Below are 15,129 nucleotides of genomic sequence, written 5' to 3' on the forward strand. Positions count from 1 at the left end.
GGACCTTCGCGCCGCACCGAATTGCTGGCGGCATCTGTCTCGTGCACACTTGTCTACGTGTGTTGGTCTGCGCATTGTAGGGAGCGCCGGGCGTCCGCGCGCCGATGGCGTCAGAGCGATCACTCTAAACGGAACGCCCCACGCGCCCCTATGATGAAAGATGCTGTCCGCGCCAAACGCTGCGCGCGGAAGGCGTTCAAACAAGGCCTCTCGCGCGCCGCCTCTTCTGCATCTGGCCTGGGCGCTCCAATCAAACAGCGCGCGCATGAGACCGGCGCGCGTGCATCGGACGGAGACATCAGATGGAACGGTTCGGCCCCGGCAACACGCATGAAGTAACCAACCAGGTTCCGCCGCTCGCGAACTACAACCTGTTCGCAAGCGATGCCGCGCTGGCCGCCGCTGTCGAGCGCGAAGGCGCGGCGTGGCATCGCGAGACGCTCTCGCGCGACGGCGCCGAGCTGACCACGCCCGATGTGCTCGCACTCGCCGATCTGGCCAACCGCCACACACCCGAACTGTCTGTTTTCAGCCCGCGCGGCGAGCGTATCGACGCGCTCGAGTTTCATCCATCGTGGCACACGCTGCTCGGTTTGCTGCGCCGCGAAGGACTGCACGCGTTGCCGTTTTCCGATCCGCAGGCGGGCGCGATGGTCGCGCGCTGCGCCGGCTATTTCCTGCACGCGCAACTCGAATCCGGCTCGCTCTGTCCGCTGACGATGACCTTCGCCAGCATCCCCGTGTTGCAACGCGAGCCCGCTCTGTTCGCCACGTTGCGCGACAAGCTTTATTCGCGCGAGCACGATCCGCGCGATGTCCCGCTCGACCAGAAGACATCGATGATGATCGGCATGGGCATGACCGAAAAACAGGGCGGCTCGGATGTGCGCAGCAACCGGACTCAGGCATTCGCAGCGGATGGCGGCGGCGGACGCGGCGCGGCATACCGGCTGGTCGGGCACAAATGGTTTTTCTCCGCGCCGCAGTGCGACGCGCATCTGGTGCTCGCGCGCACCGACGATCACGAAGGCCTGTCGTGCTTCTTCGTGCCGCGCTTCGCGCCCGACGGCAGCAAGAACGCCGTGCGCGTGCAGCGTCTGAAGGACAAGCTCGGCAACCGGTCGAACGCGAGCAGCGAAGTCGAATTCTTCGACGCACACGGCGTGATGATCGGCGACGAAGGACGCGGCGTGCCGACCATCATCGAAATGGCGAACTACACGCGGCTCGACTGCGTGATCGGCAGCGCGGCGCTGATGCGCGCGGCGCTCGTGCAGGCGATTCACCACGCGCGGCATCGCAGCGCGTTCGGCAGGCATCTCGCCGATCAACCGCTGATGCGCAACGTGCTCGCCGATCTTTCGCTCGAATCGGAAGCGGCGACGGTGCTGTTCATGCGCCTTGCGCGCGCATTCGAAGACACGACGAACGCGCCCGAAGAACGCGCATGGCGGCGCCTAGTCACGCCCGCCGCGAAATACTGGGTCTGCAAGCGCACGCTCGAATTCACGGGCGAGGCGATGGAAGTCTGGGGCGGCAACGGCTACGTCGAAGAAGGGCCGATGGCGCGCTTCTACCGCGAAGCGCCGGTGAATTCGATCTGGGAAGGCTCGGGCAACGTGATGTGCCTCGACGTGCTGCGCGCGATGGAGCGCGAGCCCGATGTTGCGCAGGCCTTGCTCGGCGCGTGGCGCGAAGCGGCACGAGCGCATCCCGCACTGAACGCGGCGCTTGAACGCCTGATGAAAGCGCTCACCTCGGCGCCCGAAGCACGCGAAGCATCCGCACGACGGATCGCGCAGCAACTCGTGCTGATCGCGCAAGCGGTGCTGCTGACGAAACACGCGCCTTCCTTCGTCGCCGATGCGTTTATCGCGACGCGTCTGGGCGACGGTTGCGGCGAAAGCGGCCGCGTCTACGGCACGCTACCGGCATCGTTCGATCACGCGGCTATCGTCGATCGCGCATTCACAGGCTGACGTCACGCGAAATACAACAACATAGGGAGAGACAACACAATGAAAAACGATCTGCCGGAAATCGCGGCACTGGACGCGCTTGTACGCGAACAACGCGCTGCGTATCTGAAGGCGCCGTATCCGTCATGGGATCAACGCGCCGCGCATCTGAAAGCATTGCGCGAAGTGCTGCTCGACAATCGCGACGCGCTCGCCGATGCCATGCACGCCGACTTCGGCAACCGCGCGAAAGAAGAAATCCTGCTGGCCGAATTTCTGCTCGTCAAAGAGGAAATCGACGGCGCGCTGCGTCACGGCAAGCGCTGGATGAAAACGCAGCGTCGCGCGACCAACAAGTGGCTCATGCCCGCGCGCGCAAAAGTGGTGCCGCAGCCGCTCGGCGTCGTGGGGATCATCGTGCCGTGGAATTACCCGGTGCTGCTCGCGGCCGGGCCGCTCATCAGCGCGCTCACGGCCGGCAACCGCGCGATCATCAAGATGTCGGAACTGACGCCGCGCACGTCGATGCTGTTCGAGCAACTGATCTCGCAGACCTTCGCGCGCGATCACGTCGCGGTCGTGAATGGCGACGCCGCGCTTGCCGCCGCTTTCAGCGCGCAGCCGTTCGATCATCTGCTGTTCACCGGATCGACGAAGGTCGGCCATGAAGTGATGCGCGCCGCCGCCGCGAATCTGACGCCCGTCACGCTGGAGCTTGGCGGCAAGTCGCCCGCGATCGTCGGGCCGCATGCGCGCTTCGACTACGCCGTAGACAGCATCGTCGCGGGAAAAACGCTCAACGCGGGGCAAACCTGCATCGCGCCGGACTACGTGCTGGTGCCGCGCGGCAAGGAACAGGCGTTCATCGAGCGCGCGCGCGTGCGCATGGCGCGCCTGTATCCGGATTTCGCGCGCAACACCGATTACACGTCGATCATTTCACCGCGCCATTTCGAACGCCTGCAACGTCTCGCCGACGAAGCGCGCGACCAGGGCGCGCAACTGCACGCGCTCACCGATGCCGCGCCCGACGCCGCCGCGCGCCGCTTCCCGCTTGTCGCCGTGACGCAGGCGCCTGATTCCACCCTGTTGATGCAGGAAGAGATTTTCGGGCCGCTGCTACCCGTGATTCCCTACGATTCGCTCGACGACGCCATCGCTTACATCAACGCGCGCCCGCGCCCCTTGTCGCTGTATCTGTACGACGACGACAAGACGACGATCTCGCGCGTCACGCACGAAACCATCGCGGGCGGCATGTCGGTCAACGAAACGCTGATGCATCTGGCGTGCGAAAGCCTGCCGTTCGGCGGCGTCGGTGCAAGCGGAATGGGCGCGTATCACGGATATGAAGGCTTCGTCACGTTCTCGAAAATGAAGCCGGTGCTGACGCAGGCGCGCTTCAACGGGCGCGGGTTGATCGCGCCGCCGTACGGCAAACGCGTGCGCGCGCTGCTCAGCCTGATGCTGCGGTTCTGACGCCCGGCGTCAAATCTCGCTGGCCGGATCTGAAGAAGGAGGAGAAGGCGCAGGCGAAGACGCGGCAACGACGACGTCGGTGACAGGCGGGAGATCCGCCGCCCCGCTTTCCAGCCGATGCAGCCACGCGAGCAGTTCCGCGACGGCCTGATACAGCCGCGGCGGAATGCGCGAATCGAGATCGACCTGCATCAGCAGCGACACCATCTCGGGCGACTGATGCACGTACAGCCCCGCTTCCTTCGCACGCTGCACGATCATGTCGGCGACGATTCCGTAGCCCTTCGCGACGACGCGCGGCGCCTCGTCGTGACCGTGCGAATCGTAGACCAGCGCCGCTGCGCTCTTGCGACTCGTGCGGCTCATTGCAGATCCCAATCAGAATCCCCGGCGTCGGTCCGCGTCGGCTTGTCCGCCGTCGAGCGCGCATACGCCGACGCCGCTGCGGCAGCCGCCGCCGCGCCGCCCGCCGGCATGCTTCCGCCGATCTCGCGAATCGACAGGCCGCTCAATTCGATGCCTGCATCGGCGAGACGCTGGCGGAAGGTGTCGCCCTGCGCCGCGAGCCGCGCTGCGCCGCCCGGACTCGCCTGCACACGCGCGACAAGCCGTGCGCCGGTCAGCGTGAGTTCGGCGTCGACGGTGCCGAGCGTCGGCAGCGACAGCGTGAGGCGCGTGCGCCACGGATATTCGTCGTCGGAGGAAGCGGCGCCGTTGCCGCTGCGCCGCCATTCGTCGCCGTCCTGCTCGATCGTCCAGTCGAGACGCGCGCCGGGCCACGCTTCGCCCGTCCAGCGGAATTGCCCCGTCGCGAGCAGGTCCAGCTGCTGGCGCACGAGCGGAATGGTCGCGGGATGCAACGCGTCCGTCATCGACTGCTGCTGGCGCGCATTGGCGTCGTCCAGGCCGGCTGCATGCGCTGCCGCCGCGTTCGGCGCGGTGCGCGCGGATTCGCCGGGCGTATCGATGAGTTCGTGTGTCGCGAGATCGAAGGTCGTGAAGCGCGCCGACTGCGTATGCGGCCCTTCCGGTGTGCCGCGCGCAGCGGCGACCGCGGCCGCGAACGCGGCGGCGCCCGTGTTGCCCGACGGCCGGCCTTGCGCCCATGAGTTGGGATCGTCGGCGTCGTGGGGCAGATCGAGCGGCAATTGCGAGGCCGCATTCGATAGCCGGTTCTGCGCCTCGTCCGCGAGCGATTCGACGGGCCGTTGCCCCGACAGCCATTGCGCGAGATGCGATTCGTAGAACAGTCCGCTTTCGTCGACGGTGCGCCGGAGCGCCGCCGCGAGTTCGGCCACGGGCAACGGCGCGGCGACGATATTCGACGCGGCAGCCGAACCCTGCGCGGCATTCGCGCCGCTCGCGCCCTGCGCCTGCGAGCCCGCTGCGGCGTTGCCCGCACCCGCCGCCTGCGACACGCCCGCGCCCGTGTCGAACAGCGGCAAAGGCCCAATGTCGATGGCCGGCGCGGCAGCCCACACCGGAGTCTGGCCAACCAGCGCCGGCGTCGCCTCGCCGCCGGAACGCGTAATTGCATCGAGCGTCAGCGCGACGACCGACAGCACCGTCTGCGCGGATGCCGGCAAAGCGGCAGGCGTCGCCGCAATGGGTGAAGCGGGTGGAGTCTTGACGTTGAGGGACGCGTCCGTCTGCGACGCCGTCGCACCGGCGCGCGAGCCGACGGCGAGCAGGCTGTCGATGCGGCTAGCCAGCAGCGAAGCCACCGCCGTGTCGATTCCGTTCATGCCCGCTTCCTCTCGCGCATTGACGCTGCGTGGCCGCTAGCGGCTCTATGGGACGTGATAAAGACGCTTAGCGCGCCTGGTAAAGTTCTTTCAGCACGATGGCCGGGCGGCTCGGCGCGAACAGCGCCTGCAGCTTGGCCATGCGCGGGTTCGCGAGATCGCGGACCGTCGCGTCGTTGGCGAGGATCTGGCGAATCAGGTCGAATTTGCGCGAGCGCTCGTCATCGGACAGGCGCACGCCGTCTTCCGCGTGTTTCAACGCGTCGACGAGATGCCGGTACTCGTCCTGCAACAGGACGAGATCGTTCCAGAGCGCGTCGCGCGCTGCCATCACCATCCGGACTGAAATCGCTGCAATCGCGTCGTAGCGGGCGAAATATTCTGCGTTCGAACTCATCTCATGCTTTCGGCGGACGACTGCATCGCCATCCGCGCAATCTCCGGTGCGATTCCGATCCAGGCTTCCTCGAGCGTGGCCAGCAACCCGTCGACTTCGACGAGCATCGCCTCGCTCTGTTTGAGGTTCGCCTCGAGCAGTCGCCGCGTCATATAGCCATAGAGCGCGTCGAGACGCTCCGCGATTTCACCGCCGGCTTCGATGTTCAGCGCCTGCTGCAACCCGTCGCCGATGATCTGGATAGCCTTGCCGATCGCCTCGCCGCGCGCCGGAACGTCGCCCTGCTGCAAATGCATGCGGGCCTGCGCGACGGCTTTGCGCGCTCCCTGGTAGAGCATCACGATCAGGCGATGCGGACTTGCGCCCATCGCCCCTGTCTCCACGCCAACGCGCGCGTAGGCACTGGCTCCAGAGTGTCCCGGGGAAAACATCGGCGCTCCTCCTGTATTGCAGATGACGATCAGACTGACAGCGGACGGCCCGCCGGAGCGTCGCGCGACCCTGTCGCATGTGTTCCGGCCTGCCCTTGTAACAAGGTTATCGGTTCGTACGAATAAAGCTTTAGCCCGCTGGAAGGAAGCGTCAGAAAACGCGCACGGCACCGCGCCGGGGTGCCGTGTTCACGCGCGGGGCTGCTACGAACCGCGAGCCGCCGCACCAGTGCGGTGCAGCGCAAAACCGCACGCCGCAGGTCGTCAGACGGCCATCTGCATGATGTCGTTGTAGGCCGACACGAGCTTGTTGCGCACCTGCAGACCGAACTGGAAGCCGACATTGGCCTTCTGCATGTCGACCATCACGTCGTTCAGCGACACGTTCGGCGCGCCGAGTTCGAACGCGTGCGCTTCGCCGATCGCGCTCGTCTGGTTGTTGCTGATCTTGTCGATCGAGGCCTTCAGGGCCGACGCGAAACCGCCTGCCGTTGCGGCACCGGATTCGTTCGCCACCGGGGCGCTGCCGCCCGTGGCCTGGGCTGCCATCTCCTGCATCTGCTGCAAGGCCGACTGAAGCGGATTGATGGGTGCAGTCATGTTCTCTCCAGGGTGAGATGCAGGCGAGCGTGCGCGCCATGCACCAATTGGACAGGAAGCATATCAGCGGGCCTTTCGCGAAAGCCGTGAAAGTAAGGGGGAAACTCCCCGCTATTCGGCGCATCGGGTTGCGTGACCATGCGGATAATCCCTAGCGTGAAAGTCTCTGTCGGCAGCCTTGGTAAGGCGCCGTAAGCCGCAGAACGCAAAAGCATTCCGGAGAAACCCGACGCATGGATTCGTCAGCCAACTCTTTGATCAACCCCGACGCCCGCATGGGCCTCGCCGGCGCGCAGCCGGGCGCAGCGGGAGCAGCCGCAGGCGGCGCAGGCATGGACCTGGGCGGCACGGGCGGTTTCGCCACGCGCTTCCCGGGCATCCCGACCTCGCTGTCGCAGATGCGCGGCAACCCGCGCGCGCCGCTGATCTTCGCCGTCGCGGTGCTGGTCGCCGTGATCGCCGGGCTGATCCTGTGGTCGCGTGCGCCTGACTACAAGGTGCTCTACAGCAACGTCTCCGATCAGGACGGCGGCGCAATCGTTGCCGCGCTCCAGCAGGCGAACGTGCCGTACAAGTTCTCGGACGCGGGCGGCGCCATCCTGATCCCGGCCGACCAGGTGCACGAAATGCGTCTGCGTCTGGCATCGCAGGGTCTGCCCAAGAGCGGCTCGGTCGGCTTCGAACTGATGGACAACCAGAAGTTCGGCATCAGCCAGTTCGCCGAGCAGATCAACTATCAGCGCGCGCTCGAAGGCGAGTTGCAGCGCACGATCGAATCCATCTCGACCGTCAAGACGGCGCGCGTCCATCTGGCGATTCCGAAGCCCACCGTGTTCGTGCGCGACCGCGAAGCGCCGTCGGCGTCGGTGCTGGTCAATCTGTACCCGGGCCGCGTACTCGATGAAGGCCAGGTCGTAGCCATTACGCATATGGTGTCGTCGGCGGTGCCCGACATGCCGGTGCGCAACGTGACGATCATCGATCAGGACGGCAACCTGCTGACGCAAGCAGGCGCCAACGGCAGCGGCCTCGACGCGACGCAGCTCAAGTATGTGCAGCAGATCGAGCGCAACACGCAGCAGCGCATCGACGCGATCCTCGGACCGCTGTTCGGCTCGGGCAATGCGCATTCGTCGGTGAGCGCGGATATCGATTTCTCGAAGGGCGAACAGACGTCGGAAGATTACGGCCCTAACAGCAACCCGCAGCAAACCGCGATCCGCAGCCAGCAGACCAGCACGGCAACCGAAATGTCGCAGAGCGGCGCCTCGGGCGTGCCGGGCGCGCTGTCGAACCAGCCGCCGCAACCGGCGTCCGCGCCGATCACCGCCAGCGCGAACGGCGCGAGCGGCGTGTCGACGACGCCCATCAGCGATCGCAAGGACGCAACCACCAACTACGAGCTGAACAAGACCGTGAGCCATACGGAAAAGGCGATTGGCGGCATCAAGCGTCTGTCGGTGGCGGTCGTGGTGAACTACATGCGCGTCGTCGATGCGAAGGGCCACGCGACGATGCAGCCCGTTCCCGCCGACAAGCTCGCGCAGGTCACGCAACTGGTGAAGGACGCGATGGGCTTCGACCAGTCCCGCGGCGACTCGGTCAACGTGGTGAACAGCGCGTTCACGCAGATCGTCGATCCGGATGCAGACCTGCCGTGGTGGCGCACCAAGGACATGATCGCGATGTACAAGCAGATCGCGACTTACGTGGGCATTGGCCTCGTCGCCCTGTTCCTGTACTTCGTGATGGTCAAGCCGGCGCTGCGCCGCGCGTTCCCGCCGCCGCCGGAGCCTGTCGCCGCGCTGCCGTCGCCCGACGAGCCGGTGCTGGATGGCCTGCCGCCGAGCGCAGCCGCGCTGGCCGCCGAAGAAGAAGTCGAAGGATCACTGGTCTCGCTGGAAAGCGACAAGGCCAAATATGAGCGGAACCTCGAATATGCGCGTCAGATCGCGCGTCAGGATCCGAAGATCGTTGCAACCGTCGTGAAGAGCTGGGTGTCCGATGAGCACTGAAGGCGTACTGAAGAGCGCGCTCCTGCTGATGTCGATCGGCGAGGAAGAAGCCGCGAGCGTATTCAAGTTTCTGGGTCCGCGCGAAGTCCAGAAGATCGGCGTCGCGATGGCGTCGCTGAAGAACATCACGCGTGAGCAGATCGACGAAGTGCTGCACGAGTTCGTCTCCGAGGCGGACAAGCACACTGCCCTGTCGCTCGATTCGAACGATTACATCCGTTCGGTCCTGACCAAGGCGCTCGGCGACGACAAGGCGGGCGCGATCATCGACCGTATCCTGCAAGGCAGCGATACGAGCGGTATCGAAGGTCTGAAGTGGATGGATTCGGCCGCCGTTGCCGAACTGATCAAGAACGAGCACCCGCAGATCATCGCGACGATTCTTGTGCACCTGGACCGCGATCAGGCGTCGGAAATCGTTGCCTGCTTCACGGAACGTCTGCGCAACGACGTGCTGCTGCGTATCGCGACGCTCGACGGTATCCAGCCGGCTGCGCTGCGCGAACTCGACGACGTGCTGACGGGCCTGCTCTCGGGCAGCGACAACCTGAAGCGCAGCCCGATGGGCGGCATCCGGACGGCGGCGGAAATTCTCAACTTCCTGCCGGGCAATCACGAAGAGTCGGTCATCGACAACGTCCGCCAGTACGACGCGGAACTCGCGCAGAAGATCATCGACCAGATGTTCGTGTTCGACAACCTGCTCGACCTGGAAGACCGCGCGATCCAGCTGCTGCTGAAGGAAGTCGAGTCGGAAACGCTGATCATCTCGCTGAAGGGCGCGCAGCCCGCACTGCGCCAGAAATTCCTGTCGAACATGTCGCAGCGCGCAGCCGAGCTGCTCGCGGAAGACCTCGACGCACGCGGCCCGGTTCGCGTGTCGGAAGTGGAAACGCAACAGCGCAAGATCCTGCAGGTCGTGCGCAATCTCGCCGAGTCCGGAGCTATCGTGATCGGCGGCAAGGCAGAAGATGCATATGTCTGAGCACGACTCCACGCGCAAGGAGAGCCTCTCGGCCTACCAGCGCTGGGAGATGGCCTCGTTCGATCCGGTGCCGGAGCAGCCCGAGCCGGAAGTCGACGACGGTGCGTTCGAAGCCGAGTTGCAGCGCCTGCGCGATGCCGCGCACGCGCAAGGCGTCGCGTCCGGCCATGTGGCCGGCCAGGCGCTCGGCTATCAGGCGGGCTACGAGCAGGGCCGCGCGCAAGGTTTCGAGCAGGGCCAGGCGGAAGCACGTGCCGAAGCCTCGCAGATCGCGGCGCTCGCCGAAACCTTCAAGGCCGCGCTCGACAACGCGCAGCATGAATTGTCGGAAACGATCGTCGCGCTCGCGCTCGACATCGCGCAACAAGTGGTTCGCCAGCACGTGCAACACGACCCGACGGCGCTGATCGCCGCCGCGCGTGAAGTGATGGCGACAGAACCGGCGCTGGTCGGCGCGCCCGCTCTGATCGTGAGCCCCGCCGATCTGCCCATCGTCGAAGCGTATCTGCTGGAAGAACTGCAGACGCGCGGCTGGACCGTACGCACCGACCCCGCGATCGAACGCGGCGGCTGCCGCGCGGTCTCGACGACGGGCGAGGTTGACGCCGGCATCGGCACGCGCTGGGAGCGCGTCGCCGCAGCGCTCGGCAAGGCGAGCACATGGTAAAGCCGACCATCGAAGACATCCAGCACAGCGACCTCACGCCGCTCGAGCGTGAACTGGCGCTGGCGTCGTTCGGCGCTGAAGCACTCACCGTCGCGCAGATGGAAGAGTCGCTCGCGGCGCTGGAATCCGCGATTTCGGAAGCCCACTCGGGCGGCGTCGACGGACAGTCTTCCACGGAATCCAGCGCGGGCGCACCGCATCCCGCTGCCGCGCCTGCGAGCCGTGAATCGGCGGCTCAGCCGAAGCGCGAGCCCGATCCCGCACTCGCCTCCAATCCGCATCTGCAGGCGTGGCGCAATCGTTTGAACGGTCTGCGCGAGCGCAACCAGATCGCCCGCCCGCTGCGTGCCTGTGGACGCCTGACGCGCGCCGCCGGTCTGGTGCTCGAAGCCGTGGGCTTGCGCCTCGCGGTCGGCGCCGAAGTGATGATCGAACTGCCGCCCGGCAGCACGCGCGCAATGGCGGAAGCCGAAGTGGTCGGCTTTCACGGCGACAAACTCTTTCTGATGCCGACGACGGAAGTCGCCGGCCTGCTACCCGGCGCGCGCGTCTATCCGCTCGAAGTCGCGCCGATCGCCGATCCGATGGCGGGCGCGAAGCGTCTGCCCGTGGGCTGGGAACTGCTCGGCCGCGTGGTCGATGCATCGGGCCGGCCGCTCGACGGCTTCGGCCCGCTCAACGCGCGCAACGACGCGCCGCTCACCGCGCCGACGATCAACCCGCTGCATCGCGAGCCGATTCACAAGGTGCTCGACGTCGGCGTGCGCGCGATCAACGCGCTGCTCACCGTCGGACGCGGCCAGCGCATGGGGCTGTTCGCGGGTTCGGGTGTCGGTAAATCGGTGCTGCTCGGCACGATGGCGCGCTACACCAGCGCGGAAGTGATCGTGATCGGCCTGATCGGCGAACGCGGCCGCGAAGTGAAGGAATTCATCGAGCAGATTCTCGGCGAGGAAGGTCTCGCGCGCTCGGTCGTGGTGGCCGCGCCCGCGGACGTCTCGCCGCTGCTGCGCATGCAGGCCGCCGCGTACACAACGTCGCTGGCCGAATATTTCCGCGATCAGGGCAAGCACGTGCTGCTGCTGATGGATTCGCTGACGCGTTACGCGATGGCGCAGCGCGAAATCGCGCTCGCGATCGGCGAGCCGCCCGCGACCAAGGGCTATCCGCCTTCCGTGTTCGCGAAGCTGCCTGCGCTCGTCGAGCGTACGGGCAACGGCCCCGAAGGCGGCGGCTCGATCACCGCGTTCTATACCGTGCTGACGGAAGGCGACGACCAGCAGGATCCCATCGCCGACTCGGCCCGCGCGATTCTCGACGGCCATATCGTGCTGTCGCGCGCGCTCGCCGAAGCCGGTCACTATCCTGCCATCGACATCGAAGCGTCGATCAGCCGCGCGATGACGTCGCTCATCAGCGACGCGCATCTCGACCGCACGCGCCAGTTCAAGCAGATGCTGTCGCGCTACCAGCGCAACCGCGACCTGATCAACGTCGGCGCGTATTCGGCGGGACGCGATGCCGTGCTCGACAAGGCGATCGCGCTGTATCCGCGGATGGAAGCGTTCCTGCAACAAGGTTTTCGCGAAAGCGCCGGGTTCGATATGAGCATCGCGCACCTCGACTCGCTGTTCGGCTAAGGAGAGAGACTCAATGAGCAAGCACTTTCCGATCAAGACGCTGATTGGCCTCGCACAGGACGACGTGGACGCCGCCGCGCGCAAGCTCGGCCGCGTGCAGCGCGAGCGCAACGACGTCGAAGCGCAGCTGAACTCGCTCGTCGAATACCGCGACGAGTATCACCGCCGCTTCACGGAAACGGCCAAGGCGGGCATGCCCGCCGGCAACATGCGCAATTTCCAGGCATTCATCGACACGCTCGATGCCGCGATCGAACAGCAGCGCCAGTTGCTGGCGACGGCAACCGCGCGCGTCGAAGCGGCCAAGCCGGAATGGCAGCGCAGCAAGCAGAAGCTCGGCTCTTACGAAGTACTGGAAGCACGCGGCGTCGCCGCCGAAGCAAAAGTCGCGGCTCGCCGCGAGCAACGGGACGCCGACGAGTTCGGCGCACGAATTCTCCGGATGCGTGCCGAAGGCGCTTGAAGACGCCTCACGCCGCGATGCAATGCGGCGCGCAACGGGACTGACACGACCACACGAGATCCAGCATGTCGCCTCTTTCACTGATCAATTCGCTGCTCGGCTCGACGAGCGGCTCTTCGGGCAGCAGCGCATCGAACAGCGCGAACGCCGGCAGCGCACTGCCGTTCTCGGCCACGCTGCAGCAAAGCATCAGCGCGCAGAACCAGGCAGCCCTCGCCCCTGCACCCGCGCCGGCACCTGCGCCCGCGCCGTCGCAGTCGGCATCGAACGGTTCGAGCGTGCACGACGTGCCGCCCGCCAAGGACCCTTCGGACAGCGCCAGCGCGTCCGACAGCTCGAACAACACCGACAGCACGAAGTCCGCGAGCCAGAGCGACGGCACGCAGCAGACTGACGCGTCGAACGGCGCGAATGGTACGAATGGCGCCAACGGCACGAGCGGCAAGGACAAGACCGACTCGGCGTCGAAACAGGACGACTCCGCGCCGACCACCAGCGCCGCTGCCGCCGAAACGGCCGCCGCCGCCGCGGCCGCAGCAGCCGCCGTGCAAGCTCAGGCGCAGGCAAGCAGTGCAGCCGATGCCGCCAACGCAGCGACGGCCGCCACCCAACCTGCGACCACCGATCCAACTGCTGTGGCCGGCAACACGACCACACCGGTGATCCAGACACCGTCGAAAAAGATCGCCTCGCTCGATCCGAAGACGACGCAAGACGCCCTGCAGGCCGCCTTTGCCGCGATGGCGAGCGGCCAGGGCGCAGCACCCGCAACCGGCGCCGCGGCATCCGCAAATGCGGGTGGATCGGCCTCGGGCGACGCAACGCTCGGCGGTCTTGGCTCGGGCGCTGGCAAGGGTCTCACCTTTGCCGACCTGCGCAACGCGAAGGGTGACGCAACGACGGGCAACGCCACGGCTGCGACGACGCAGGCCGCTGCCGCCGCCGTCCAGCCGAGCCCTGCTGAAACGCTCGCCGCCGCCAGCGCGAGCGTCGCGCAGTCTGCCCCTGTGGCAGGTGTGAGTGGCGATGCAAATGCCGCGCTCGCCGCGACCCAGGCCGCATCGGCGGCGGCGTCCGCGAGCGCTGCGACCACGGCGAGCCGCGGATCCGATCCGGCCCTGGCCGCGATGGCCAACACCGTTGCGCCGCAGGTCGGCGCGCACGACTGGGAAGACGCATTCAGCCAGAAAGTCGTGTTCCTCACCAATGCGCATCAGCAGACGGCGGAACTCACGCTCAATCCGCGCGACCTCGGCCCGCTACAGGTCGTCCTCCAGGTTGCCGATAACCATGCACATGCCCTTTTTGTTTCGCAGCATCAGCAGGTGCGCGACGCGGTCGAAGCCGCGTTGCCGAAACTGCGCGAAGCGATGGAGCAAGGCGGCATTGGGTTGGGAAGCGCGAGTGTCAGCGACGGGTTTGCGCGGCAGGCCAGCCAGCAGGACCAGCAGCAGAGCAGCGGCGGGCGCGGTGGCCGCGGTAGCCGTAGCGGCGCGGTTGGGATTGGTGATGTGGCCGACGGCGGCACGACGACGGTGAGCATGCCGGTGCGGCGCACGGTTGGTCTGGTTGATACGTTTGCTTGATCTGATGCTGTTTGTCTTGCGACGCTGGTTCGGTTTTTTCGGCTTTTTGCTGGCATCCGCGTGATGTTGTCGTGCTTCACACGTTGCCCCTGTGCGGGGCGGCAGTTACTTTCTTTGCCGCCGCAAAGAAAGTAACCAAAGAAAGCGGCTCACACCGAGCCGCTTGACCATCGCTGGGGAACAGGAACGGCCCAAGCTGCGGCAAACTGTGTGTAGGCCGTCTTGCCGCTGACGCTTGCACTCCGGACCAGGTCCGAAGTGATAGCGCGTAAGGCGAGAAAACCTGCACACAGTTTGCCGCAGATAGGGCGCGGGAAGTTCTGGGGCGATCGTCAAGCGGTTCGGTGTGAGCTGCTTTCTTTTGCCTACTTTTCTTTGCAGCAGCAAAGAAAAGTAGGTGCCGCCCCGCACAGGGGCAACGCGTGAAGAACCAATAACAAAACGCGGATGCCAGCGAACACATCAGCACCCCAGCGAAAGCACAAGCACCCGAGCCCAGCGTCGCAAGACAAAACCAAAAACCCGAGCTAACCCTGAATCTCCCTTCTTTTCGACCCATCGCAGCATCGTCAGACACCTGAAAATTCACCTACAGCATCGAGGCAATCAATTTCATGGCAACCACGACCGCAAACCAGCAAGCCAACGCGAAGCCCTCCTCTCCAGGGCTCGTCAAGCGCATTTTGGTGATCCTGCTGATCGTCCTGGTCGCGGCTGGCGCTGCCGGCGCCGCCACCTGGTTCTTCATGTCGAAGCGCGCGCCCGCCGCCGCGACGGCAGCAGCACCGGCTCCCGCGCCCGCACCCATCTTCTTCCCGCTCGAATCGATGACGGTGAACCTGCAGTCCGACGACGGCCAGCAGCACTATCTGCGCATCGGTCTGACGCTGAAGCTCACCGACCAGAAAGTGCAGGAACATCTGACCGAACACATGCCCGAGATCCGCAGCCGCGTGCTGCTCGCGCTGTCGAACAAGCATCCCGAAGAACTCGCGACGCTCGACGGCAAGAAAGCACTGGCGACGGAACTCGAAAAGCTGATCGAAGAGCCGACCGAAACGAACGGTCAGCCGGTGCACGTCTCCGACGTGCTGTTCACCGAATTCGTCGTCCAGTAATAGCGCGCTGCGCTGACTGACTTGATCTTCAACCGCGCCACCGAA

14 protein-coding genes are annotated in these 15,129 nt (G+C 65.8%); 9 read left to right on the forward strand and 5 right to left on the reverse strand.

Annotation, left to right across the window (positions count from 1 at the left end):
- The first annotated feature begins 302 nt into the window (after positions 1–302).
- Positions 303–1,979, forward strand: coding sequence for an isovaleryl-CoA dehydrogenase (locus tag G3O01_RS40310; RefSeq protein ID WP_205813059.1), 1,677 nt, complete (start codon positions 303–305; stop codon positions 1,977–1,979).
- A 39-nt stretch (positions 1,980–2,018) separates the two neighbouring features.
- Complete coding sequence (locus G3O01_RS40315; RefSeq protein WP_205813060.1) at positions 2,019–3,437, forward strand: coniferyl aldehyde dehydrogenase; 1,419 nt, start codon at positions 2,019–2,021, stop codon at positions 3,435–3,437.
- A 9-nt stretch (positions 3,438–3,446) separates the two neighbouring features.
- Here G3O01_RS40315 and G3O01_RS40320 read toward each other — a convergent pair whose 3' ends face one another.
- The 5 genes from G3O01_RS40320 to fliE all read right to left on the reverse strand — a co-directional run bounded on the left by G3O01_RS40320 (position 3,447) and on the right by fliE (position 6,610).
- Positions 3,447–3,803, reverse strand: coding sequence for an EscU/YscU/HrcU family type III secretion system export apparatus switch protein (locus G3O01_RS40320; RefSeq protein WP_205813061.1), 357 nt, complete (start codon positions 3,801–3,803; stop codon positions 3,447–3,449).
- The gene (locus G3O01_RS40325; protein ID WP_205813062.1) at positions 3,800–5,182 is read right to left on the reverse strand and encodes a flagellar hook-length control protein FliK; all 1,383 of its coding nucleotides are present in this window, start codon (positions 5,180–5,182) and stop codon (positions 3,800–3,802) included. The genes G3O01_RS40320 and G3O01_RS40325 overlap by 4 nt, the downstream gene beginning before the upstream one ends.
- Positions 5,183–5,249: 67 nt before the next feature.
- Complete coding sequence (locus G3O01_RS40330) at positions 5,250–5,579, reverse strand: flagellar protein FliT (protein WP_205813063.1); 330 nt, start codon at positions 5,577–5,579, stop codon at positions 5,250–5,252.
- On the reverse strand, positions 5,576–6,010 hold the full coding sequence (fliS, locus tag G3O01_RS40335; RefSeq protein ID WP_205813064.1) for a flagellar export chaperone FliS: 435 nt from the start codon (positions 6,008–6,010) through the stop codon (positions 5,576–5,578). Before fliS ends, G3O01_RS40330 begins: the two co-directional genes overlap by 4 nt.
- 264 nt (positions 6,011–6,274) lie before the next feature.
- The gene (gene fliE / locus G3O01_RS40340) at positions 6,275–6,610 is read right to left on the reverse strand and encodes a flagellar hook-basal body complex protein FliE (protein WP_205813065.1); all 336 of its coding nucleotides are present in this window, start codon (positions 6,608–6,610) and stop codon (positions 6,275–6,277) included.
- A gap of 233 nt (positions 6,611–6,843) precedes the next feature.
- Between fliE and fliF the strand changes: the two genes are divergently transcribed.
- The 7 genes from fliF to fliL all read left to right on the forward strand — a co-directional run bounded on the left by fliF (position 6,844) and on the right by fliL (position 15,084).
- Entirely contained in the window at positions 6,844–8,625 is a 1,782-nt protein-coding gene (gene fliF / locus G3O01_RS40345; protein WP_205813066.1) for a flagellar basal-body MS-ring/collar protein FliF, read from the forward strand.
- Positions 8,615–9,610 carry a flagellar motor switch protein FliG gene (fliG, locus tag G3O01_RS40350; RefSeq protein WP_205813067.1) on the forward strand — a complete coding sequence of 332 codons (996 nt, stop codon included), beginning with the start codon at positions 8,615–8,617 and terminating at the stop codon, positions 9,608–9,610. The genes fliF and fliG overlap by 11 nt, the downstream gene beginning before the upstream one ends.
- On the forward strand, positions 9,597–10,277 hold the full coding sequence (gene fliH, locus G3O01_RS40355) for a flagellar assembly protein FliH (protein ID WP_205813068.1): 681 nt from the start codon (positions 9,597–9,599) through the stop codon (positions 10,275–10,277). Before fliG ends, fliH begins: the two co-directional genes overlap by 14 nt.
- Positions 10,271–11,917 carry a flagellar protein export ATPase FliI gene (gene fliI, locus G3O01_RS40360; RefSeq protein WP_205813069.1) on the forward strand — a complete coding sequence of 549 codons (1,647 nt, stop codon included), beginning with the start codon at positions 10,271–10,273 and terminating at the stop codon, positions 11,915–11,917. The genes fliH and fliI overlap by 7 nt, the downstream gene beginning before the upstream one ends.
- A gap of 13 nt (positions 11,918–11,930) precedes the next feature.
- The gene (gene fliJ, locus G3O01_RS40365; RefSeq protein ID WP_205813070.1) at positions 11,931–12,380 is read left to right on the forward strand and encodes a flagellar export protein FliJ; all 450 of its coding nucleotides are present in this window, start codon (positions 11,931–11,933) and stop codon (positions 12,378–12,380) included.
- A gap of 65 nt (positions 12,381–12,445) precedes the next feature.
- Positions 12,446–13,966 carry a flagellar hook-length control protein FliK gene (locus tag G3O01_RS40370; protein ID WP_205813071.1) on the forward strand — a complete coding sequence of 507 codons (1,521 nt, stop codon included), beginning with the start codon at positions 12,446–12,448 and terminating at the stop codon, positions 13,964–13,966.
- Between the two features lie 614 nt (positions 13,967–14,580).
- On the forward strand, positions 14,581–15,084 hold the full coding sequence (gene fliL, locus G3O01_RS40375; RefSeq protein ID WP_205813072.1) for a flagellar basal body-associated protein FliL: 504 nt from the start codon (positions 14,581–14,583) through the stop codon (positions 15,082–15,084).
- Positions 15,085–15,129 lie beyond the last annotated feature (45 nt).

The organism is Burkholderia sp. Ac-20365 (genome assembly GCF_017104715.1).
Taxonomy (GTDB): Bacteria; Pseudomonadota; Gammaproteobacteria; order Burkholderiales; family Burkholderiaceae; genus Paraburkholderia.